We start from the raw sequence: 22,653 nt of genomic DNA, 5'->3' as shown, positions 1-22,653 counted from the left end.
AAATCCAGCCGGCTGCTTAAACCATCGAAATGAGGGGTCCCTTTTAGACGCCGATCACCCCGCTAACGGGGTTCTTTTTGCACGCCGATCCACAATTATCCGCCACAATCGCCCGACTGGCAGCAATGCGAGCGACTCATCTAACCCAAGCCGATGCCGTTGGACAAAGCCGCTTGGCGGACCTTCATATAGTTGGTGCCAATCCCGGCGAATTAAACGCTAGAAGCTATGTGCCTGAGCGCCTGGCCGAGAATCCGGCGCTCGTTGTCGTTTTGCATGGCTGCACCCAAAGTGCCGGAGGCTATGATCGGGGCTCAGGCTGGTCCCAGTTGGCCGACGAGCATGGTTTTCTGCTTCTTTTTCCGGAGCAGCAGCGCGCTAACAACCCCAATCTGTGTTTCAACTGGTTCTCTGCGACCGACAATGCCCGCGGTCGTGGCGAAGCGCTGTCCATCCGCCAAATGATCATGACGATGGTTGACGCATATGATGTCGATCCGTCACGCATATTCGTGACCGGCCTTTCCGCAGGTGGCGCGATGACCTCCGTCATGCTGGCCAGCTATCCGGAATTGTTCGCCGGCGGTGCGATCATCGCGGGTCTGCCGCACGGGTCAGCATCCAACACTCCGCAGGCATTCGAAGCCATGCGAGGCGCGGGAGCATATAACGCCAGGGAACTGGGCGATCGCGTCCGTCGCGCGTCGGACCATGAAGGTCCGTGGCCCAGTATTTCGATATGGCATGGCAGCGCCGACGCGACGGTCAGCAGCACCAATGCAGATGCAATTCTTGCCCAATGGCTTTCAGTCCACGATATCGAGCCGACACCGAACGTTTCGGAAAAGATAGCCGGCCACCGTCATCGGGTGTGGCACGATGGAACCGGACGAGCGCTAATCGAGGATTATCGCATTTCCAATATGGGCCATGGCACGCCACTGGCCACGACCGGCCCGGAGGCTTGCGGCGCGGTGATGCCGCATATGCTGGAGGCCGGTATCTCGTCGACACGTCGAATCGCAGCGTCCTGGGGTTTGCTGGAGGCCGAGAAGGAGCGCACTTCTGCGCAATCGGTACGAAAAAATCCAGAAGCCGCATCTCATGTGCCGGCACCAAGGATAGGCCGTTTGGAACCGTTGCCGTCCGAACCTGCGCGCCCGATATTATCCGGGAAGGCTGGCGTCGAAAAAATCATCCACGATGCTCTGCGCGCCGCCGGTCTTATGCGGTGAAGGCAGTTCAGTCCTCGCGGTGCGCTCGACCGATCCGGTCGAGGCCGCTGCGTGATGGCATGCTTTTTCCCTTCCAATTCAGTTCGATCAGCCCATCGTCCACCATCTGATCGATCGCGGCGTGAACGACCGGCATTACCGCACGCCAGTCCTGTTCCGTCGGGTCGGCGCCGGCTTTGCTGGCGATTGCTCTTGCCACTTCGCTTGGACAGATTGTCGCCCGGTCCGAGCGGCGGTCGAGCAGTTCCAACACAGCGGTACGCGCATCGTCTGACGGGGCAGGCATGTTGTCGTGGGTCATGACAGAATTATAGCCCGATTTCCTCGAGGGCCGAGGCGACCTCGGGATCGATGGCGTGATCGGATTTGGGCGTGAGGCGGTTTAGCGCCGTACGCAGTCGCTGTTGCGCGACTTTCAACGTCTTGTACCGCACTTCACGCGTGGCATTGGTTCGCCACGATCGGCTTTCTCCCAGCAATGTTGCCCATTTCGCTTCTTCTGCCGCCAGAATCGACAGCGCCAGCCGCAGGCCATCCCGCCGACCATGCGCATAATATTGTTCCATGGTCATCCCTCAGCAATTTGTCTATCGTGTATCGGTAAAGTGCATCTCATATCTTTGGTCAACGCAGCTCTTGGGGCCTTCGTGCCGGCCAACTATCGCACTGACGCAAGTTAATTTCCGATTCTAGAAAGGGTCTTTCCCGACCATTGGTCGTTCAGATCCCGAGACAGCCGCGTCTGGCGGCGGGTCCATAGTGAGGATGTCCCATGACCGAACTCAGCCATGACATTTCAACGCTCAACAGCCTGATCGCTACCACGCTCGATAGCGTCGAAGGCTATACGGAAGATGCAAAAAATACGGAAAATTCTGGCTTTGTGACACTGTTCAACGGCCTTGCCGGTGAACGCCGCCAGCTGGTTTCACAGCTCCAGCAGCACGTTTCCTCTCTGGGCGGTGAACCCGAGGATGACGGCACCATCCTGGCAGGCGCGCATCGCGTTTTCCTCAATCTCAAATCCGTCGTTACCGGCCATGATGACAAGGCGATCATCAACGAGGTCGAGGCCGGCGAAGATCATATCAAGGCCAAATATGAAGATGCGCTCGAAGATCGGGAGCTCTCGTCCGCTGTGCAGACGCTCGTCGCTTCAGCCTACACGTCGGTCAAGGCGGGCCATGACGAAATTCGCGACATCAAGCATTCGATGGAACGTTGAATGCGTGGCGGCGGGGCAACCCGCCGCCTTCGATGCCTAGAATGCCGATGACCGCCGGGCGCCTGAAAGTTCAACGGCATTAGCTGCCCGGCGCAGGATGATGCGATTGTCCGTCATGGCGATGAGGTCCATTTTCGCAAAGGCATCGAGCCACCCTGTCATAGGCCAGAATTGCCAGCGATCGCGAAAAAGCTGCGCGTTACGCACGATGTCCTCCAGATGCTGGAGTGGAGGGTCAAATACCTCATGATGCTGGTGAAAAGCGCCAGCGCCGCCTTTGAACAGGAGCGGAATGCCTGCATCCCGCGCCCGGAAGCCAAAGTCCGTATCCTCCGCGCCATAGCCATCAAAGGCTTCATCAAAACCTTGCAGGTCAGTGAACCGATTCCGACGGATGCCGAAAACCAATGACCAGAAGAGCCCGGCATTGGCCTCCTCTCGAATGCCTTTCGCCGGGAATGCGCGGATGGGATGGGGTTTGGCTGATAGCTTGAGATGATCTTCTTCCCACCCATCACGAACGTCTGTTGGACCCAGATATAAGGCTTCCGCACAGATTAGTGCGTCGGCGCGTTCAAGCTCATCGTCCATTTCCCCTAAAAGGTGGCGCATGGGTATGCAGTCCACATCCAGAAAGAGAAGATGCTCGCCCATTGCTGTGTGCGCCGCAGCGTTGCGAGCGGCGGCGAGCGGCAGGCCGGTCCGCTCCAGCGTAACAAGGCGAACCGGGAATGGAGCTTCAGGTGCGATCAGGGCAGGCGTGCTGCCCATATCGACAATGACCAGTTCATCAGGAAAAACGAAGCTGCGCCTCAACCCTTCCACCAGTTCGGCAAGATGGCCCTCCCGGTTCTTGACGATGGTCAGAACGCTGATGCTCACAGGGCACGCCGCCACAGATCGAGACGATAGCGTGGCCGTCGGTAAGCGGTGACCACCGTCATCGCGTTGGTCAGTGATCCAGACAGCTTGGCGACCGCGTCGTCACCGCTTTGTGGATAGTCGGTGTCTTCGGTAAAATGCACGAGCAGGAGGTCACCGCCAACAAGGAGATGCGCTTCCAGCCACTCGGCCGCACGACCAATGTCCATATCGTCCCAATAATATGCGACCTCGGACAGGACTATCAATTCGAACTGCCCGGAGGGTGCCGTTCGAGGAAAAGCCATTTGCTCGAATGTGACGTGATCGAGATGGGCCGTGCGCTGTTTAGCGGCTGCCAGCGCGGTTTCGCTCACGTCGATGGACAGCAGGGCTTTGCATAAGGCGCTGAGTTTCAAGGTCAGCATTCCTTTGGCGCAACCCACTTCAAAGCCGCTGGCGTAGTTCCGGCTGCCAAGTGCCGCTATGCTGTCTTCGAATTTCGCCTGCTCGTAAGAGCTGCTTTCCAGATCCCACGGATCGCTCGTCCCGCTAAACATGCGCTCGAAATAATCCGGGTCCAGGGTCGTTCGATGTCGTTTCATGGGCGCCTCCTGACGTAAAGAAGGTCGTGCGGTGCCATCGATCGCTTGTCTTTAGGCAGACGAAAGCCAAGGCCGTGCGAGGCGGTAAGCTGGCTGCGATGGGCTGCAAGGGCGTTGCGCCTGACGCCCGGCGACATGGACGGCGTGATAAGCGTCTTGTGGGTTCGGCTACTAGGTGCCTCACTCCAGACGCAATATTCAGCGACGGTGATCCGGCCCCGCGACCTGATCCTGACGGCATGAGCCAGGCCAGCTGCCGCAGAATGGTCGCAATGCGGCTCATGAGGGGATGTCGTCACCAGGACATCTACGCGTAGTCGTCCGCACAACGCAGCAAGTTTGCGGCAACTTCTGCCGAAAAGCACCGAACCTGGGACGTCAGGCGTCGCGTCCTTCCATCCAAGGCATAAGGGCGCTTTGACTTGCAAGCCTGCAAGGCGCTGCAATGCCTGCCGCCCCTCGCGCTGACGGGCAGCGACGATCGAGCCTGCTTTCCCATCTTTAAGCGGATGCGATCCAGACCCATCGGTCAGATAGACGAGACCAGCGAATCTTCCTGCTTTGGCCATATGGGCAATGAGTGCGCCCGTACCCAGCGTTTCGTCGTCAGGGTGCGGGGCAATGACGAGCCAGCGAAGGCCACGCCACGGCCTTGCGGTCAGGGGATATGCGCCGCTGCGCCCCATCACCATAGGATATCTCCGCTACCCCAGGCATCATGATCGAGCCATGCGATCGCCGCCTGATCCTTTGCATAATCGGGTCCGGCCTGTCTCAAATAGACGCTTAGATCCCGGATGATCTTGTCGATAGGTTGCCCATCGATGGCGCTGCGCGTGCCAATGATCCGGCTTGCCAATTCCATAACGTCGAGCGCTGCCCGTTCGACGACGCCACGGGTCATTCGGGCGAACGCCGGGCCATCCTCGTCACCCGCCGCTGCGCGGGTGGCGCATTCGCGAACCCACAGATAAGCAGATCGCGCCGCAACGACCGCATCGGCGAATTTGGCACGCTGCAACGGATCTTCGCGGGCTGCTGTCGTCATGGCGGCGCGTGTCTCGGTTAACAGCGCCTCGACACCGCCGAGCTGGACAGCGGTAAAACGCCACGCACCAGTCGTGAAGTCCGGCTCCAGATCATAGTCGCCGCCGTTTCCCAGAAGGGCGTCGGGTCCAACGGACACGCCACTTAAGTCGTAGGTCCCGCTTCCTGTCGCACGCATGCCGCGCATGCGCCATTGCGACAGGTCCGTTCGCGCGGCTTCATCCGCCGGAACGATGACAAGCTGCCTTGGACCACCCGATGGTTGCGCCGTGATGATCGCATGGGTCAGCCCGCCCGCGCCGGTTGCAAAGGATTTGGCGCCTTCCAGGGTCCAGCTGTTGCTTGCGCCGCCGAGGCGCACTCCGGGCGGTGGTTCGGTCGCCCAGACGCCGAACAGCGCACCATCGTGCAATTGCTGGTGCAGGACCGCGCATTGAACAGCCGTGCCAAACCAGTCGAACAGCAAAAGCGCGTTGAGATGCCCTTCATACAGCCGCCCGACGCTAAGATCCGCACGTCCAATGATACGCAGGACAGACATCATGGACATATATTGAGACTGACGGTCGGGAAAGATGTCGCCGCCGGCGCTGATCGGCGCGAATGGCTGCAGCAATCCGGCTCCCCGCAGCAGCTTCACGCTCTCAATTGGAAATACCGGAGCGGCATCATAGCGTGTACCGAGGTTACCGAGAGGCTCTGCGATGGCTTGCGCTCGCTGCGCCGGCGTGTTGTTCTCTATCGGCTTTACATCAGCGATGCTCATGCGGCCTCCTCCTGCCCAGGGCAGGTGGCGCCCGCTACCATGTCGAGCCATTCGGCAGCCCTGCGCGCGCCATTGGGATCGTGCAGCTTTTGCCGGGCCTCTGGCGACAATGCCAGCGTATCGCGTATCAGCTGTTGCCACCGCTCAGGCTGGGGCCAACTATCAAAAACCAGGGCCGCGCCGACTTCCCCCAGCCGTTGCGCCGTCGTGCGTTGCTCGTCATAAGGCCGGTCCTGGGCTATGCAGACGAAAGGGCGGTCGGCGGCAAGCACGCTACCCACCAATCCATCGCCGGCTGCCCCAACCACCAGCGTCGCGCGGGCAATCTCACGATCGGAATCCTGCACCCAGCCAAGGATGGCAAGGTTCGAGGGAGGATCATGCGGCATCGAGCATGGTCCGATCACCCGCCAATGCCATTGCGGACAGCATCGGGCGGCCTGTGCGAAAGCTTCGCCATCGCCTGACTGACCTCCGCGACCTACGACGATCAGGATAGTGGGATCGGCATTTCTCGTAGGGGTTGGACGGCCTGTTGTGATGCCGGGAAGATAGCGCGTCTTTTTTCGCACCCATGTCGGGATGGAGGCCGCGTCCAGATCCTGATGAAAGGGTGCCATCAACGCCGTAGCACCCTGGAATGCATCCAGATGGGGCCGGTCGGTCCTATCGCCGTTCAACCGGACATAGACAATCGGGACAGACGCCAGACGCGCCATCATGGCGATTTCAACAGACACATCGACGACCATGAGGGCGGGCCTATGACTGTCGATCCACCGTGCGATCGTCGCGATCCGCGAACGGATGCCTTCATGATCCAGCGGAGCATAGTGCAGGCTGTCGGGTCGGCAATAAGATCCATCTGCGCCATCGAACGCACCGGTGTCGAGGCGATCATCGTCAAGGTCGATACCCAGTGAACCTATCCCTGTCCCAAGAAGGACGACACGGCCAGCTGACGCATTGGCGATGGCGCGCGCGCGGGCCAAATGCCCGGCACCGTGATGATGGACATAATAGCCGATCGGCCGGAGGCTCATCGTCTGGCCTTCAGTTGCATATCGTGTGGCATGGGCGGAAGGCACGCCTCATGGTGCGCGATGTTCGCACCGCCATCGGCACGCTGGCGCATGGATTTGCGCCATGTCGCACGCTCGATCCAATGGTCGAAGGCTGGCGCCATGGGTGGGTTCTTCGACTCTGCTGCCTTGAACAGGGCACGCATTCCCACTGCCATGCCACCTTCGGCGCGCCCATCGGTTCTGGGTGAAACACGAACATAGACATCGGCAGGATGCGCCAGCCTGCCACCCATGGCGACGGCCGCCTGGACCAGCGCGCGATCTTCCCCGGTCGGAAGGAGTGGAACGCCGCCACAAGCGAGATACAAGTTTGCTCGAATGGCGAGGGATGCGCCAGTATGATCGCCGTGCCGCGGCGCCGGGTCCCATATAAGAGGATCGATGCGATCCTCGATCTCCCGCACTTTCGACCAATAATCATCCCATGCCCACCGCAACTCGGTTACCGATGGCGGCAAAGGCTCATTCTCTTCGTCGATAACGATCTTTCCACCGACCAGATCAGCGCCTCGCCCGAAGGCCGCCACAATGTTGCTCAGCCAATCGACAGGCGGGCGTACGTCCGCATCCGTGCTGACGAGAATTCCTGCCTCAAAGCTGGAAAGGGACCGAAGCCCTTCTGTCATGGCTAATCGCCGCGCAGATCCTGCATGCGCCAAAGCCGCCGGGAATTCGGCCACCACGGCCCGGATATCTAGCCGGCCGGCATGACGCGTTCGTGCTTCGCCAATCCTCTCCAGGCTGTCGTCCGTCGTATTGTTTACGGCGATCGAGACGCAGATGATTCCCGGCCATGACTGCGCGGCGATGGCTTCCAACAATGTGGCAATCCGCTCACCTTCATTGCGCGCCGGGACACACACGCACAGAGAAACCGGCGAAGTGCCGAACTCCGGTGAGGCAAGGCGGGGTGCCGGTTCAGCCATGTAACGGGGCTTCCATCACAGTCTTGGATTGTTGAGTGAGCGCAGCCGGCATCAAATCCTCGCGCGTTTCGCCCACCAGACGCAACCGAGCGTCACCACCCGCGACAAGCCTGCGATAGAGAGCTTCATAGGCATCAATCATGCGAGCAGCGTCGCAGACTTGCTCGGCGCGACGACGGCATGCGTGGCGATCAAGGGTCAGGGCGGCCAAGGTCGACTGCGCCAGCGATTGGACGTCGTCGGGAACTGCCAGCACGCCGCAAGAATGATCCAGAATATCGGGTATCGCACCACGGGCAAAAGCGGCCACGGGCACACCGCAGGCGAGCGCCTCGGCGACTACCAGTCCGTAAGGTTCGTCCCAGAGAGGCGTGCACATGAAAGCGCGCGCGCCGGCTACCAACTTTGCAAGCCTTCCATGCGCGAGATGGCCGACATGGATGGCGTCGGCACCCAGACGCGGTGCAATCTTTTCTCGAAAATAGACTTCGTCCAGGATCGGGCCCGCGATCCTGAGTGGCAATCCGACTTGCTTTGCGGCCGCGATCGCTAGGTGCAGCCCCTTTTCCGGGACGATACGCCCATACCAGACCAGATAGGTCTCCGCGTCGGGCGCAGGGTGAAAGGAGAACCGATCGAGATCGATGCCGTTCATGATGACCGAATCGACCGGCAGAACATGGTTCCATAATTTGCCGACAGCATTGGAAACAGCGACGAAGGCGTTGTTGCGCGCCCGGCACAGGCGAATGCCGCTCTCGAGCCAGCAAAAAGGCGGTGTGTGCAGCGTGGTCACCATTGGCATCGGCAGACTGTCGGCCATCGTTACCGGGATATAATGTAGGCTATTATTGTGGATGACGTCGAAACGCCGATGGCGAAGCTCACTCATCAGACTGAGATAGGCATGATGCTCCTTGAAGAAGGCCACGTCCGGCGCCTCTGCCGTGCCCACGGTGCTGATCGCCGTCTCCGAACAGATCGCTTCCAGGCCCAGGCCGGGCTCCGATCGCGAAGAGGCAAATATGGTTACGGCATGTCCCCGATCCCGCAGCGACCGGGCGAGGAGATGCGTATGCATTTCCAATCCGCCCGCAAATGGCTCGGCAATCGGATATTTAAGGTGTGCAATGATGCCGATCCGCATCTGGCGTCGTCCTTACAGGTTGGTAAGGAGGGCCGGCATGTCGCCGGCACTCGAAAGAAAGGGACGAAAAGGTCAGCTTTCCGGCTGAGCATCCAGATCGACCGCAGCCTCGCGGGGCCAGTGACGCAGGGCCCTGCAAGCCTGGATGAATGCCTTTGCGTCGGACGGCTTCGCAATCGGAGGGCAGGCCTCGTCCAGATCTTCCGCTATGCCCGCCTTGACGAATATGGCCTCGGCGTCCTTGCCGATGCCGATATATTTGCAGTGGGCAAAGGCATCGGTCACAAAATCCCTAGCCGCTGCGTCAAGAGCCAGAGAAGCAGCGCCTTCCGCAGACACCAGGATAGCGACAGCGTCGAACAGGACGGAAGGTCCGCCATCGATCTTATGTTTGGCCGCTACTGTTTTGCCGTCGGACAAAGTTACGCCCGCAATCTTTGGCGCAATCACTTCATATACCGCGCCTTCATCATCGACAGCCTCAAGCAGCGCTTTGAAGATGGCTGCATCAGCGCCATCGCTCAGCAATATACCAAGTTTGCGACCCTTGAAGCTGTCGGGTCCATTCTTGACGATGCTCAGCGAGTTTGAGGGTGGCAAATCATCGATAGGCGCGCGCGCGGCGACCGCGGCTTCAGGCAGACCGATACCAAGCCCATCGGCGACCGTCTCAGCCAGCGCCGCATCGACATGGATGAGATGAGACACGGTGCGCGAGCGTATGTCGGGCCGCTCCACCTTGGATAGTTCGAACACCAGGGCATCGCCGATATGCTTCTGTTCGCTTGGAGCCTGGCTGATGAAGAATTGCCGAGCCTGGCTATAATGATCGGCGAAACTCTCCGACCGAACACGCTGTTTCGGCCCATCAACCGTTTCGGCAAAGCTGGTGAAGCCGCGCACCGGGTCTTCGCGTGGGCCACCTTGGGTAGGCCCCCAGCTATTGGGCTCATAGTTCACGCGGCCCTTGGGGTTGCGCATGGCCATATGACCGTCCTGCTGGAAATGGGCCATCGGACATTTGGGGGCATTGATGGGTAGATGGGTGAAGTTAGTGCTGCCGAGGCGTTTGATCTGGGTATCGAGATAGGAGAAATTGCGTCCCTGCAGGAGCGGATCGTTCGAGAAATCGATGCCCGGCGGAACATTCTGCGTCATGAATGCAACCTGCTCCGTCTCGGCGAAGAAATTGTCGACGACACGATCGAGCACCAGCCGTCCGACGATACGAACCGGCACCAGTTCCTCCGGAATGAGCTTGGTCGCATCGAGAATGTCGAAGTCGAAACTATCCGCAAAAGCGTCATCGAAAAGCTGGACACCCAATTCCCATTCAGGAAAATCGCCAGCATTGATCGCATCCCAAAGGTCGCGACGATGAAAATCGGGGTCGGCGCCGTTGATCTTCACCGCCTCGTTCCAGACTACAGACTGCAGCCCCTGTTTGGGCTTCCAATGGAACTTGACGAAGATGGACTTGCCTTCACTGTCCACGAACCGGAAGCTATGGACGCCAAAGCCTTCGATCGTCCGAAGCGAGCGCGGAATGGTCCGATCGGACATGATCCACATGATCATGTGCATGCTCTCGGGCGTCAGGCTAATGAAATCCCAGAAATTGTCATGGGCGGTCTGCGCCTGGGGGAAATCCCGGTCCGGTTCGGGCTTGGCGGCATGGATAAGGTCAGGGAATTTCATGGCATCTTGGATGAAGAAGACAGGGATATTATTGCCGACCAGATCCCAATTGCCCTCCTGAGTGTAGAGCTTGACTGCAAAGCCGCGAACATCGCGGGCAAGGTCGGGCGATCCCTTTGAACCTGCAACCGTTGAGAAGCGGACGAACGCGGGGGTACGCTCTCCGATCCGTTGAAACACATCGGCGCGCGTGACGTCAGCCAGGCTCTCAGTCAGTTCGAAATAACCGTGCGCGCCATATCCGCGCGCGTGGACGACGCGCTCGGGAATGCGTTCATGATCGAAATGGAACATCTTTTCGCGAAAGTGCGCATCCTCAAGCAGGGCAGGTCCGCGCGTGCCCTGCTTGAGGATGTTCTGATCATCGGCCACAGGGATGCCATGCTGGGTCGTGAGGGGTGCGATGTCGCCGCCCGCGACCTGATGGGTTTCCCCACCGCTGCCCTGAGCCTCGGCATAGGTCGGCAATATCGCCGCATCGGCGGGCAGTGCAGAGGCTTTCTCAGGACTTTCTCCACCGATGTCTGAAGATGACAAGTCGGCAGCTGTGACTTTCGCTTTAACGCTTGCCTTGGCTTTGCTGGATTTCGACGGGGGTGGAGTTTTGGCCATGATCATCCTCATCTAATTGGCGATTATCGCGATGAGGGCTGGAGCCGATCGGATCGGACGATGGCAGCCCTGACGGCGGGAGAGATGCAGTCAGGAACAGGCAGCGCTGCGCGAAGTTGCCAGGTCGGAGCGTAAATTAACCTGTGTCATCACGATTGTGGGGACCAGCGAAGCAACGGCCAGGCGCGCGGCCCGTTATAGCTACGCGCTGGCGTCCGCTGGAGCAGTTTCTTCATTTTGACAGGATCACGCTTTCATGTTCACCGAGCGGTTTCTCAGACACAGGCGCGGCGTGCACCTTGAAATTGAGGAGCGGGCGCGGCTCGAAACGGCCATCGGCGAGATCAAGACGTTGCCGCCGCGGACCAATGTCGTGGTGGCAGGTGAGGAGTTGAGCCAAAGCATATTGCTGCTTGAAGGTTTCATGTCCCGCTATATCGACGATCGCAACGGCTTGCGGCAGCTCGTTGCGGTGCATGTGCCGGGTGATTTTGTCGATCTCCATGCGTTTCCGCTGAAAATACTCGACCATGACGTGGCTACGATGACGGCTGCTACAGTCGCGATAGTGCCGCATTCTGAGTTGGAAGCGATCACGGAAGACCTGCCCGCATTGTCACGCAAATTATGGTTTTCCACATTGATCGATGCCGCGATCCATCGTGCGTGGCTATTTCGCCTCGGCCGGCTTGATGCGGTAGGTCGCGTCGCGCATTTCATTAGCGAGACGAACGTCCGCCTTATGTCGGCGGGCCTGAGCGACGGCCGGCGCTTCGCGCTTGGCCTTATCCAGTCTGATCTGGCTGAAATCTGTGGACTGACGAACGTGCATATCAACCGCGTTTTGCGTCAGCTGCGCGAGGAGCGACTATGTGTTTTTCGTTCGTCCCTCGTGGAAATTTTGGACCCTGAGAAATTGGCTGCCGTAGGTCAGTTCAACCCGGCCTATCTTTATATCGATCTGCAATCCGCCGAAGCTCCGTCCTCATGCCCAAGGCCAATTACATGATAGAATTTTCAAATACGCCACAGCCCTTGAGTGAGCCGGGAAATGCGAGTGCAGAAGATGGTCTGGTCATCCTGGACGGCCCAAATGGCGTTGCTATTACGATGACGGCAGACGCGGCGCGGAAAACCGGAGATAGTCTGATTTCAGCTGCCGAGATTGCGGAACGGCAGGCCGATAATATGGCATGATCGTAACGTCAGGTACTTTGAGGAATTGCTCCGCGAGAGCTGACCGTCCGTAACTGGAGATCAAAAAGCCTCGGCTAAGTGGCAACAAAGGGTCGACGCCGGAAGGCAGGGCATGAGACATACCTGCCATCGGCAAAAGATGTGCTCAACGACAATTTGGGCCAGAAACTGTCATCCCAATTCAAATGTGGCCTCACCGAGATTTCAATTAGGCCGTAAACTCATAAAAAGACTTGAGGGTCGAGGGTTTGCGTGATTCAGGAGCCTCTGGGACAGGAGGGCTTGATGGCACGGCGGCGGTACGAACTGACAGATTGGGAATGGGCGATTATCGAGCCTTTGCTGCCCAACAAGCCGCGCGGTGTGGCGCGGGTGGATGATCGCCGGGTTCTCAACGGGATTATGTGGCGCTTTCGCTCAGGAGCGACGTGGGCCGAAGTGCCTGAACGCTACGGGCCCTCGACAACCTGTTACAATCGGTTCGTCCGCTGGCGCAAAGCCGGGGTCTGGGACCGGCTTCTGGCAGCGGTTTCCGCCGGATATAATGGCGAACTGGTGATGATCGATTCCACCTGCATGCGCGTCCACCAGAATGGTGCGACGGGCAAAAAGGGGGAAGCTGCGATCGTGGCATGGGACGTTCCCGGGGCGGTCTCACCAGCAAACTCCATGCTCTTGTCGATGCTGACGGACGCACTGTCGGCCTGAGACTGACCGGCGGGCAAGTCCATGATGCCTGTGAAGCCGAAGCGCTGATTGAGGCCATTCCCGTGGGCGCAACCCTGCTGGGGGACAAAGGATATGACAGCAACGCCATCCGCAAAGCCGCTGCTGCCAGGAACGTTTGGGCCAACATTCCCAATCGATCCAACCGCAAGCAGCCCTTCGCCTTCTCGCCGTGGCTCTACAAACAGCGAAACCTCGTCGAACGATTCTTCAACCGCATCAAGCAGTTCCGTGGCATCGCCACCCGCTATGACAAAGACCCTGCCAACTTCCTCGCAGCCATCAAGCTCATCTGCGTACGCATCTGGTGCGCCAGCTTATGAGTCTACGCGCTAGGACCAGCTTTCACCGAGCCTCCCCCGGAAAACACAGCTTATTGCCTCGCCAGCCTATCCCGAAAACGATAGCAATTCGGGAATCTCGTAGCGGTTCTTAGGTTCGTCACATCGATGCGAAATACGATCCAAGTTGCGACCGAACTTCGATGCTGCTAACTGTATCATATGAATAATACAGCTAGTGTGCTGAAACGGACAATTTACGGCGGTTTGACCGCGCTGGCGGCTTGGGCCTCTGCGGCGGACGCCAGAACGAACGGCGCGCTGCCGGATATGACCGCAACCCTGCGCGAACAGCGCGTGGAGAGCGCGTCGATAGCCGTGATCCGCAACGGACGGATCGTGTCGACTGGGGCTTGGGGCATGGCGGGGCCGAACCGCGCGGCGACCGTCTCCACGCCCTACAATCTCGCGTCGCTGACGAAGCCGCTAACGGCAGAGGTTATCCTGCGGTTGGTGTCGGCCGGCAAGCTGTCGCTCGATGAGCCGATGGATCGCTACTGGAGTGACCCCGATCTGTCGCGCGATCCGCGACGGATGAAGTTGACGGTCCGCATGGCGCTAAGCCATCAAACCGGATTGCCGAACTGGCGCGATGCAAAGGGGCTGGCCTTCGATCATGACCCCGGCACGACCACCGGCTATTCGGGCGAGGGTTATCAATATGCAGCGCGCTATGCCGAGCGTCGCACCGGGCAGTCGTTCGAGACGCTTGCGGGCCGCTGGCTGTTCGCTCCTGCCCGCATGCGCGCCTCAGGCTATGTGTCGGCGCAAGGCGCGACGATGCCAATCGCGGTGCCATACAACGATGTAGGCAAGCCGCTGCCTGTCGAGCGGGTGACGCGATACAACGCTGCCGATCTGGCTCACGCAACGGCGCGTGATTATGCGCGCTTCCTCATTGATGCCCGCAACGACCGGGGCCTGATTGCGTCTGTCTCGGCGGAGCGCAGCAAATCGCAAGCCGATCTGACACCCGGGATATGTGCGGGAACGAAAGCGACCACTTGTCCACCCTGGACCGGCTTCGGACTGGGCTGGCAACTCCTCGGCTTTCCGGAGGGCGCGACGATGCTCCACACCGGCAAGGATGCCGGGGCCTTCACATTTGCCGCGATCGATCGCGTGAGCGGTGACGGGATCGTCATCCTGACCAACAGCGATAACGGGTGGCGGATCATTCTGCCCATCCTTGAGCTCACCGGCAGCGATCCAAAGCTAATTGCCTTTCTTCGCGGCCAGATGAACTGACAGGACCAAAATCATGTTCACCACCATTGCCGTTGCCGCGACACTGCTCGCGACACCCGATCCGCTGACGACGGAAATCGGCGCGCTCGATGCCAAGGTGTTCGACGCCTACAATCGCTGCGACCTGCCGACCTTCTCCGGCTATTTCGATCCGAAAGTGGCCTTTTATCACGATACTGGCGGCGCGACGTTCGAGCGTGATGCGATGGTGGACGGCGTTCGCAAATATATTTGCGGGAAGGTGAAGCGCGAGCTGATCCCGGCGACGTTTCGCGTCTATCCGATCAAGGACTACGGCGCGATCGAGGAAGGCGAACACCGCTTTTGTGAACTGGCGACGGGACGGTGCGAGGGAATCGCCAAGTTCGTGATGGTCTGGGCAAAGCAGGATGGCACTTGGCGGATTACTAGCGTGCTCAGTTACGGACACCGCGCCGCGACGCCTGCGGAGTAGCGGAGCGCCGATAGCTGTTTGCCAGTCGCCGGAATAGCTGACGGTCTGCACCTAAGGAGCGAAGATCGGGCGCTGAGTGTCCGAGAAGGGGCGGGCCTACTCTGAAGCGTTCTTCCTGCGGCCATCATGGCCGCAGGAGATGTGTCATGGGATTATCCGAGTTTGATCCCGCCGCTCGCGAGCGAATATCGTGGAACGCCGGACGTAAGGTTGGTGCGAAGCGAGCGCTCAAACCTCGCCAGATCTGGGCGATCCGCTTCTTTCTCGATCAACATGGACGGGTCCGGGACCGGGCCCTCTTTGACCTCGCCATCGATAGTAAACTGCGAGGCTGCGATTTGGTGAAGATCAGGATCAGCGATATCGTTTGTGATCGAAAAATTCGAACACGAGCCACTGTCGTTCAGCAAAAGACCGGCAGGCCGGTTCAGTTTGAACTGATGGACGATGCTCGCGCCAGCCTGCTCAAATGGCTCGAGCTGCGGCGTGGATCGCTGGAGGATTTTGCATTCCCCAGCCGCACCGATCACTCAACCCATATAAGCACAAGGCAATATGCCCGCCTTGTCGATGAGTGGGTCACCGGAATTGGCTTGCCCAGTGAGGATTATGGTACCCACTCTCTGCGGCGGACCAAGGCATCGATCATCTACAAGGCGACCGGAAACCTCCGCGCTGTCCAGATTTTGCTTGGGCACACGAAGATCGAAAGCACGGTTAGATACCTTGGTGTGGATGTGGAGGACGCTTTGACGTTGGCAGAGGGCACCGAAATCTGAGATTGCCTGGCTCCTTGCCACTGCGAGGAGCCAGGACTTACACTGCGGCGGCTACGCGCCCGTTTTGCAGATTTTTGCGAATCCAGTTTTCCGCCTTGGCCAGGAAGGCGGGCGTCGCCGTTTCCTGCATCCGGTCAAGCCAGAAGCGGGCGCCTTGCTCATCCCCATTCGCGGCCAGCATCCGCGCATGATTGAACTGGCCTCGAAAGTCGCCGCCTTCGGCCGCGCGGCGATAATGATCGGCGGCCTGTTCCATGTCGCGATCGACGACCCAGCCATCCTCGTAGAAACTGCCGATCATGTTGATCGACTTGGCGTGGCCCATGGCAGCAGCCTGACGGAACAGGGCGAGCGCCCGCGTCCGATCCTGCGGCACGCCTTCGCCCAGAGCATGGAGCGTTGCGAGATTGTAGAGTCCCCAGTCGAGACCCTGATCGGCGGCCGCGCCATACCATCGGGCAGCGAGGATCTTGTCCACGCCGGTGCCCCAGCCATGTTCGCAGCAGCGGCCGACCATGTTCATCGCCATGGCATTGCCGCCTTGCGCCGCCAGCCCGAACCAGCGCAACGCCGCGACCGGATCACGTTCCAGCCCCTTGCCGTCCAGGCATAATTGCCCAGCCAGCAACTGCGCCTCGCCATGGCCAGCCTCCGCCGCTTCCAGCAGCAGGGGGGCGACACACTCGGGCGGGCCGGCAAGCGCGGCGACGCGCTCGTCGTCGGTCATGGTCATCAGTCTGGGCTGGGTCTGCATCATCTGTTCCATGCAATGGCCCGCCCCTTGCGAGGCGGGCCATCATCAATCAGCCGGGTGGGCCAGCGGATCAATATTTGACGTTGAGCGTCGCGATCGCCGTGCGGCCCGCGGCCTGATTGGCATAATGGGCGGCATAGGCCTTGTCATAATAACGCTTGTTGAAGACGTTGTTGACGTTGACCTGCAGGCTCACCGCATCGCTGAACGCATAGGATGCGTTGCCGTCGAAGCGCCAGTAGCTGGGCACCATGCGGGCCAGTTCCTTGGTGATGACGACCGCGCCGTTGCTGATGGTGCGGGTGTCGGAATAGCCGCCATAGACCTTCGCCATGTAGATCGCGCCGCCACCGATGGTGAAGGCCGGGGTGATCTTGTAATTGGTGAAGGCAGTCAGGCTGTGCTTGGGCGTGTTGGGGAATTGCTTGCCCGTATTCACGCTCGGTGCGGCGATCGACACGCCGTTGACGGTCGTGACGGTCGAACCGCCATCGACGATCTCCGAGTCCATATAGGTATAGCCGCCGAACACGTTCCATTCCGGCGTGATATTGCCGTTGAAGCCGAGTTCGATGCCTTCGATCTTGCGCTCGCCGATATAGGCGACCGTGCCGGCATCGTTGGTGGCGCGGGCATTCTTGGTCTCGGTGCGGAAGGCGGCGAGCGTCAGCGACAGGGCGTCGCCGAACAGATTGGCCTTGGCGCCGATCTCGTAGGACTTGGTCTTTTCGACCTTCAGAGCATCGGTCAGCGCCTGCGAGGTGGTGTTGAGCGCATTGCCCTCGCTGCCATTGGCAAGGAAGGCGCCGGGCGGCGTCGCGGAGCTGGAGGCCGAGGCATAGAGGCTGCTATTCTCGGTCGGCTTGAAGATGATGCCGGCCTGATAGTTCCACAGATCATCCTCGCGCTCATAATAGGCGCGGTTGGCGGTCGAGGTCGCGACCAGACCCGGACTGACGCTGGTCTTGTAGCGGTCGAAACGGCCGCCCAGGTTGATCAGCAGCTGATCGGTGATGGTGATCGTGTCGAAGAAGGACGCAGCCTGCGTCGTGGTCTTCGACAGGGTCCAGGTCTTGGGCGCGCTGCGCACGATATCGGCCGTTACGGTCGATGTATCGCTGGCATAGCTGATCCAGGGATCGCTGGGGTTGGGATTGTCGACGGTCGTGCAATTATAGCGGGCAAGCATCGCAGTCGAGCAGCGCGGGCTGACGCTCGAACCGCTGGCGATCGCGGCGCCGGTCGCGGCGTTGGACACATAGGTGCCGTTAGCCGCCTTTTCCTGACTGAACTCCAGCGAGGCCGAGAAGCTGTTCTTGATCCCGCCGATGCTGAACTCGCCGGACAGGTCGGTCTGGTTCAGCAGGCCGTCGGTCTTGGAATAGCGGGTGTTGGTGCGACGCCAGACCAGACCGCCCGCGGTCGCCGCATTGGCGGCGTTGGTGCCATAGACATTGCCCTGCTGGTCGTCGGGCTGGGTCCAGACATAGCCCTGGGTGCTGCGGCCGTAGCGGGTGGTGTTGCGCAACGTCACACCGCCGAAATCATGTTCGGCGCGGATGGTGAAATTGTCGACATTGGTGTCGCGGAAGTCGCGATCCTTGAGGCCATAATAAGCGCCGCGCGGGACGCTGATTTCCTTGCCGCCGATCGTGGTGAAATCCCGCGCCGGGCCGGTTTCGGTCACGCCGGCCGGGGCGTTGCCGATGGTGTAGAGATAGGGGATGCCCGAATCCGGCAGCTCTTCGGTGTGAAGATGATAATAGCCGATGGTGAGGCTGGTCGGGCCGTCGAGGCCCAGCTTGAGCGAGGGCGCAACGCCCCAGCGCTTCGACCAGATCGCGTCGCGACCGGCAACGTCCTGGTCATGCCACATGGCATTCAGGCGCACGCCGACAAAGTCGTTGATCGGCTGATTGATGTCGATCGTCGCACGCTTGTAGTCGGCATTGCCGAGGCTGCCGCTGGCGGCGATGAATCGGTCGGCCTTGGGTGCCTTCGACACCAGGTTGATCGATCCGCCAGCGCTGCCGCGACCGCCCATCGAGCTGTCGGAGCCCTTGACCACCTCGATCTGTTCGACCGCGAACACTTCGCGGCTTTGCGCGCCGATATCGCGCACGCCGTCCAGATAGGTGCTGGCCTGGCTGTCGAAGCCACGGATGAAGGGGCGGTCGCCCAGCGGATTGCCGCCTTCGCCCGCGCCCAGGGTAATGCCCGGAACCGTCCGCAGCGCTTCGGTCAGGGAGGCCGATGCGGTGTCGTGAATGAGTTGCGACGGGATGACCGTCACCGACCGTGGGGTGTTGACCAGCGGTGCCGTGAATTTCGACGAGTCCGCCTTGTCGACCTTGTAGCCTTCCTCGTCGATTGCGGTGTCGGTAACGACGACCCCGCCCAGCTTCTGGCCCTCGGCGCCATTTTGCTGGTCGTTCGACTGGGCGATGGCCGGCGCGGCCGTGGCAAACAGGCCGACGCAGCTCAGCGCCAGAAAGCTGGTGGACGCGCGGTCGCGCGTGTCATTCAGGTTCACGGATAATCCCCTTTTTCTGCTGTTGTGAATGGGCCGGCTGGTGCCGGTCCCATGGGTCAGGAATGGTGATGGAGGCGCATTTCGGCGGCGATGGGCGCCGCGCGATACCAGCCATGGCGGACGCGCAGGAGATGCCCCTCCTTGCAGAGGCGGCTGACATATTGGCGCGAGATGCCGATGCCGATGAAGTCGCCGGTGCTGGCGACCTGCCGCGAGCGGGCAAGGGACAGTGCGCGCGCGCGCGCCAGCCCGGCCTGCTCCGTGCGCGGCATGGAGAGCGCGGACGATGCCTTGTCGGTGCCGGCCTGCGCCACGGGCAACCATATCCCGGCATCGCGCAGCAGCAGGCCGCAGCGGAGCAGCCGTTCTGGCGCGTCCTTTCTGTCATCCCTTATGCCGACAAGGGCACGGCGTTGCGCACTGCCCAACAAAGCGAGCAATTCGACCTCGCCATCGCTGACGAATGGCGATTGCAGGGCGAAGCAGTGTACGCCCTGCTGGGCGGCAAGATCGACCAGCGCGATGAAATCCGATCCTGCGTCGGGTAAGGCTGCGAGCCGGGCCGGCAGTCGTCCACGCAGCGCCGCGATGACCTGCCGTTCCGGCGCCGTGCGACGGGCCAGCAAGCGCGTGAACTTCATGACCCTTGCCTCCTGCGCTTCATGGCGTCCCGTCCTTCATGATCGGCTGGGGCGAGCGCTAATAATAATGACTCGCAGATGGCGCCTGTTTACTGATAGGCGTTCGCAGGTCCATCAAATCGGGCAACATTGGGAAATCGTATAGAAACCCCAATGATCATCCGATGGAGCGGTGCGCCATGGAGGGAGGGCAAGACTAGTTGGACGCGATGCGAATATTGCTGCTGGAAGATGATCGAGAAACGCGGGACTATCTGGGCCGGGGGTTGAAGGAACTGGGCCATTGCGTCGTCGCGGAAAGCGACGGCAAGGCCGCCCTGGCGCGGACCCTGAGCGAGGCCTTTGACATCCTGATCCTCGATCGGATGGTGCCGGGGCTCGATGGCCTCACCATGTTGCGGCTGGCGCGAGAAGCTGGATGCCATGCACCGGCGATCATCCTGTCGGCCATGGCCGGGATCGAGGACCGGGTGGCGGGGCTGGAAGGCGGCGCCGACGATTATCTGATCAAGCCCTTTGCCTTTGCCGAACTGACGGCTCGGCTGGGTGCGCTGGCGCGCCGTCCACCGCCGGGTGATCGCGGCGATTTCCAGGCGCTGCTGCGCGTCGCCGACATCGAAATGGACCTGCTCAGGCGCACGGTGCGGCGCGGCGACCGCCTGGTTGAACTGCAGCCGCGCGAGTTCAGTCTGCTCGAATTCCTGCTGCGCAATCCGGACCGGCCGGTGACGCGGACCATGTTGCTCGACCGGGTGTGGAATTTCGGCTTCGATCCCAAGACCAATATCGTTGAAACCCATATGAGCCGACTGCGCACCAAGCTGAACGAGGGTGGGCGCGAGGACGCGATTCGCACGGTCCGGGGATCGGGCTATATGGTGCTGAGCAGCGCGCAATGACTCTGCTTCCGCGCACCATAAGGGGGCTGTCGATCCTGTCGGCGGCGGTATCTGGCCTGGTCATCCTGATCCTGGGTGCGGCCGCGATCCTGATCTCGCATCATGAGATCGAGGCGCAGATGGACCATCGCATCGAACGCGAGATGGATGCCCTGCTGGATTTCCATGCGTCGAACGGTGCCGCCCAGCTCGCGCAGGTGGTGCGCGCCCGTGATGGCGCCACCACCGGCGGCACCGGTTATCTTGCAGAGACCGGCGGCGACGGGCGGATGATGCTCTATGCGCTGGCCGATGCCCAAGGACGCCGGATTGCCGGACATCTCATCCCCAAGATGCCGGCTGACGGCTGGAGCGAGTTTCTGCCCATCCGCCATCCCGACGGTTCGACCGGCGAGGCCCAGGCGCTCAGCCGCCGGCTGCCCGATGGCGGCCAACTCGTCATCGCGGCCGATCGCTTGGCGCTGCATCGGTCCGATGATCGCATCCTGTTCGTCGTGATGATCGGCCTCGGCGTGATCCTGCTGACGGGCACGGCCAGCACCATCGCCTTTGGCCGGCTGGTCCGCCGACGGCTGGTGCTGATCAGCGGCACGGCGCAGGGGATCATCGAGGGGGATTATGCCCGCCGCGTGCCGGTCGATGGATCGGGCAGCGAGTTCGACCGGATATCGACCATCCTCAACCAGATGCTCGACCGGATCGAGGAACTGATGGGCGCGCTGCGCCAGGTATCCAGCGATCTGGCGCATGACATGCGCACGCCGCTCGGCCGGATTCGCCAGGATATGGAACGGCTCGCTGCGGAGACAGGCGATCCGGTCGCCAGCCGCTCGGCGGAGCGCGCGATGATCGATATCGACGCGCTGCTAGATCTCTTCGCCGGCTTGCTCGGTGTGTCAGAGGTGCGCGGCTTTGCCGCCCGCAAACGCTTTGTCGGATTGCAACTCGACGATGTTGTGACGGATGTCGTCGATGCCTATCGCCCGGCCTTCGATGATGGCGGCCGCAGCCTGACGGTGGACCTGCAACCGGTTACGATCCACGGGGACGCCCAATTGCTCAAGCGCGCGGTCGCCAATCTGTTGGAAAATATCCTGGCGCATGCCGGTGAAGGCGTGAACGCGACGATCTCTCTCAGCCAATATGCAGGGTGTGCGATCCTGACCGTCGCGGACGATGGCCTGGGCGTGCCGGAAAGGGATCAGGAGAAGATATTTGAACGACTGGTCCGGCTGGACCCCAGTCGTTCAAAGGGCGGCCATGGACTCGGCCTCAACATGGTGCGGGCGATTGTCCACGCACATCATGGCAAAATCGGCGCTGAAAAAGCGTCTCGCGGCTTAACGATTGTGCTGCGTCTTCCGATTGCAGACGCCGGGCGCGTTGATGGCGGCGTTATAGATCGCTCGACGAATGGCTGATCTGAGAGAAATGACCGCATTGAGCGTCCGCCGAAGCGGCAGAAGGCAACAGCGTGCGAATAGTATTATCTCGACTGCGCGAACAGGAAATGCCGCACGCTAAGCGGCCAATTCCAAGAGGGGATTGCTCAACAGCGGACCGTCCGCAGCTCGGCTTCGAGAATTGCGGCCCAAATGACCGATAAGGGGCGTTGGCGGAGTAACCGCTATGGCTCGAATTCTTGCGCCTGTGGCCGCAATTCCGTTCATTCCGAAGCTTGGAGCAATCTTGAGTTGCGAATAGGTGTTTTAGCCGTCGATATACTGAAATTAGATAGGGAATTTATGGGGTTAGGAACGCGCAGTCAGCAATTTCCAACGGTCGTGTCCCACGGGGTGGTGTAGGAAGGTTTCCCTGAGAGGGTGGCCACCGTCGATCTTCTGGTAGGGTTCGGATGCGAACTCGAACCTGGA

Annotated in this window: 23 protein-coding genes; 10 read left to right on the top strand and 13 right to left on the bottom strand. The window is 60.5% G+C overall.

From position 1 onward, the window contains the following. Positions 1–125: 125 nt before the first annotated feature. Positions 126–1,235, top strand: a complete 1,110-nt coding sequence (locus GGQ90_RS27085) for an extracellular catalytic domain type 1 short-chain-length polyhydroxyalkanoate depolymerase (RefSeq protein ID WP_188084479.1) — start codon at positions 126–128, stop codon at positions 1,233–1,235. Between the two features lie 7 nt (positions 1,236–1,242). Here the strand turns inward: GGQ90_RS27085 and GGQ90_RS27080 are convergent, their stop codons facing one another. Further along, positions 1,243–1,521: a DUF3253 domain-containing protein gene (locus tag GGQ90_RS27080; protein WP_188084478.1), complete on the bottom strand. Its 279-nt coding sequence runs from the start codon at positions 1,519–1,521 to the stop codon at positions 1,243–1,245. A 22-nt stretch (positions 1,522–1,543) separates the two neighbouring features. After that, on the bottom strand, positions 1,544–1,807 hold the full coding sequence (locus tag GGQ90_RS27075; RefSeq protein ID WP_246428474.1) for a hypothetical protein: 264 nt from the start codon (positions 1,805–1,807) through the stop codon (positions 1,544–1,546). 200 nt (positions 1,808–2,007) lie between these two features. Here GGQ90_RS27075 and GGQ90_RS27070 point away from each other — a divergent pair, with 200 nt between their 5' ends. Next, complete coding sequence (locus tag GGQ90_RS27070) at positions 2,008–2,460, top strand: PA2169 family four-helix-bundle protein (protein WP_188084470.1); 453 nt, start codon at positions 2,008–2,010, stop codon at positions 2,458–2,460. A gap of 36 nt (positions 2,461–2,496) precedes the next feature. Here GGQ90_RS27070 and GGQ90_RS27065 read toward each other — a convergent pair whose 3' ends face one another. From GGQ90_RS27065 to GGQ90_RS27030, 8 genes are all read right to left on the bottom strand, one after another. Beyond that, positions 2,497–3,342, bottom strand: a complete 846-nt coding sequence (locus tag GGQ90_RS27065) for a glycosyltransferase (RefSeq protein ID WP_188084469.1) — start codon at positions 3,340–3,342, stop codon at positions 2,497–2,499. Continuing rightward, the gene (locus GGQ90_RS27060; RefSeq protein ID WP_188084468.1) at positions 3,339–3,926 is read right to left on the bottom strand and encodes an SAM-dependent methyltransferase; all 588 of its coding nucleotides are present in this window, start codon (positions 3,924–3,926) and stop codon (positions 3,339–3,341) included. Before GGQ90_RS27060 ends, GGQ90_RS27065 begins: the two co-directional genes overlap by 4 nt. Then, positions 3,923–4,612 (bottom strand): PIG-L deacetylase family protein, encoded by a 690-nt coding sequence (locus GGQ90_RS27055; protein ID WP_188084477.1) that lies wholly within the window; start codon positions 4,610–4,612, stop codon positions 3,923–3,925. The genes GGQ90_RS27060 and GGQ90_RS27055 overlap by 4 nt, the downstream gene beginning before the upstream one ends. After that, positions 4,612–5,739, bottom strand: a complete 1,128-nt coding sequence (locus GGQ90_RS27050; RefSeq protein WP_188084467.1) for an acyl-CoA dehydrogenase family protein — start codon at positions 5,737–5,739, stop codon at positions 4,612–4,614. Before GGQ90_RS27050 ends, GGQ90_RS27055 begins: the two co-directional genes overlap by 1 nt. Continuing rightward, positions 5,736–6,491: a glycosyltransferase gene (locus GGQ90_RS27045; RefSeq protein WP_246428473.1), complete on the bottom strand. Its 756-nt coding sequence runs from the start codon at positions 6,489–6,491 to the stop codon at positions 5,736–5,738. Before GGQ90_RS27045 ends, GGQ90_RS27050 begins: the two co-directional genes overlap by 4 nt. A 287-nt stretch (positions 6,492–6,778) precedes the next feature. Then, a complete protein-coding gene (locus tag GGQ90_RS27040; protein WP_188084465.1) occupies positions 6,779–7,750 on the bottom strand; it encodes a glycosyltransferase family 2 protein in 972 nt (323 codons plus the stop codon). Next, positions 7,743–8,897, bottom strand: a complete 1,155-nt coding sequence (locus tag GGQ90_RS27035; RefSeq protein WP_188084464.1) for a glycosyltransferase family 4 protein — start codon at positions 8,895–8,897, stop codon at positions 7,743–7,745. Before GGQ90_RS27035 ends, GGQ90_RS27040 begins: the two co-directional genes overlap by 8 nt. Before the next feature lie 72 nt (positions 8,898–8,969). After that, the gene (locus tag GGQ90_RS27030; RefSeq protein WP_188084463.1) at positions 8,970–11,207 is read right to left on the bottom strand and encodes a catalase; all 2,238 of its coding nucleotides are present in this window, start codon (positions 11,205–11,207) and stop codon (positions 8,970–8,972) included. Between the two features lie 256 nt (positions 11,208–11,463). Between GGQ90_RS27030 and GGQ90_RS27025 the strand changes: the two genes are divergently transcribed. The 6 genes from GGQ90_RS27025 (at position 11,464) to GGQ90_RS27000 (ending at position 15,952) form a co-directional block, all read left to right on the top strand. Continuing rightward, the gene (locus tag GGQ90_RS27025) at positions 11,464–12,216 is read left to right on the top strand and encodes a Crp/Fnr family transcriptional regulator (RefSeq protein WP_188084462.1); all 753 of its coding nucleotides are present in this window, start codon (positions 11,464–11,466) and stop codon (positions 12,214–12,216) included. Continuing rightward, on the top strand, positions 12,195–12,404 hold the full coding sequence (locus tag GGQ90_RS27020) for a hypothetical protein (protein WP_246428472.1): 210 nt from the start codon (positions 12,195–12,197) through the stop codon (positions 12,402–12,404). The genes GGQ90_RS27025 and GGQ90_RS27020 overlap by 22 nt, the downstream gene beginning before the upstream one ends. A gap of 285 nt (positions 12,405–12,689) precedes the next feature. Next, a protein-coding gene (locus GGQ90_RS27015; protein ID WP_188084461.1) for an IS5 family transposase occupies positions 12,690–13,453 on the top strand; the annotation gives its coding sequence in 2 pieces (ribosomal slippage) (positions 12,690–13,026 and positions 13,026–13,453; 765 coding nt in all). A gap of 225 nt (positions 13,454–13,678) precedes the next feature. Next, positions 13,679–14,719, top strand: coding sequence for a serine hydrolase domain-containing protein (locus tag GGQ90_RS27010; protein WP_246428471.1), 1,041 nt, complete (start codon positions 13,679–13,681; stop codon positions 14,717–14,719). A 13-nt stretch (positions 14,720–14,732) separates the two neighbouring features. Continuing rightward, complete coding sequence (locus tag GGQ90_RS27005; protein WP_188084460.1) at positions 14,733–15,173, top strand: nuclear transport factor 2 family protein; 441 nt, start codon at positions 14,733–14,735, stop codon at positions 15,171–15,173. A 146-nt stretch (positions 15,174–15,319) separates the two neighbouring features. Beyond that, positions 15,320–15,952, top strand: a complete 633-nt coding sequence (locus GGQ90_RS27000; protein ID WP_188084459.1) for a tyrosine-type recombinase/integrase — start codon at positions 15,320–15,322, stop codon at positions 15,950–15,952. Positions 15,953–15,989: 37 nt separating this feature from the next. Here the strand turns inward: GGQ90_RS27000 and GGQ90_RS26995 are convergent, their stop codons facing one another. The 3 genes from GGQ90_RS26995 to GGQ90_RS29175 are packed head-to-tail and all read right to left on the bottom strand — an operon-like array spanning position 15,990 to position 19,880. Then, the gene (locus GGQ90_RS26995) at positions 15,990–16,718 is read right to left on the bottom strand and encodes a tetratricopeptide repeat protein (RefSeq protein ID WP_246428470.1); all 729 of its coding nucleotides are present in this window, start codon (positions 16,716–16,718) and stop codon (positions 15,990–15,992) included. 58 nt (positions 16,719–16,776) lie between these two features. After that, positions 16,777–19,239 (bottom strand): TonB-dependent receptor domain-containing protein, encoded by a 2,463-nt coding sequence (locus GGQ90_RS26990; protein WP_188084458.1) that lies wholly within the window; start codon positions 19,237–19,239, stop codon positions 16,777–16,779. Positions 19,240–19,295: 56 nt separating this feature from the next. After that, positions 19,296–19,880, bottom strand: coding sequence for a type IV toxin-antitoxin system AbiEi family antitoxin domain-containing protein (locus GGQ90_RS29175; protein WP_223178484.1), 585 nt, complete (start codon positions 19,878–19,880; stop codon positions 19,296–19,298). Between the two features lie 209 nt (positions 19,881–20,089). On the opposite strand from GGQ90_RS29175, the gene GGQ90_RS26980 reads away from it, so the two are divergent. Together GGQ90_RS26980 and GGQ90_RS26975 are read left to right on the top strand one after the other, a co-directional pair. Then, a complete protein-coding gene (locus tag GGQ90_RS26980) occupies positions 20,090–20,779 on the top strand; it encodes a response regulator transcription factor (RefSeq protein ID WP_188084472.1) in 690 nt (229 codons plus the stop codon). Next, complete coding sequence (locus GGQ90_RS26975) at positions 20,776–22,200, top strand: HAMP domain-containing sensor histidine kinase (RefSeq protein ID WP_188084457.1); 1,425 nt, start codon at positions 20,776–20,778, stop codon at positions 22,198–22,200. Before GGQ90_RS26980 ends, GGQ90_RS26975 begins: the two co-directional genes overlap by 4 nt. The last annotated feature ends 453 nt before the right edge of the window (positions 22,201–22,653 follow it).

It is taken from the genome of Sphingobium scionense (assembly GCF_014197035.1).
GTDB lineage: Bacteria > Pseudomonadota > Alphaproteobacteria > Sphingomonadales > Sphingomonadaceae > Sphingobium > Sphingobium scionense.
This window is presented reverse-complemented; position numbering and strand designations above follow the sequence as displayed.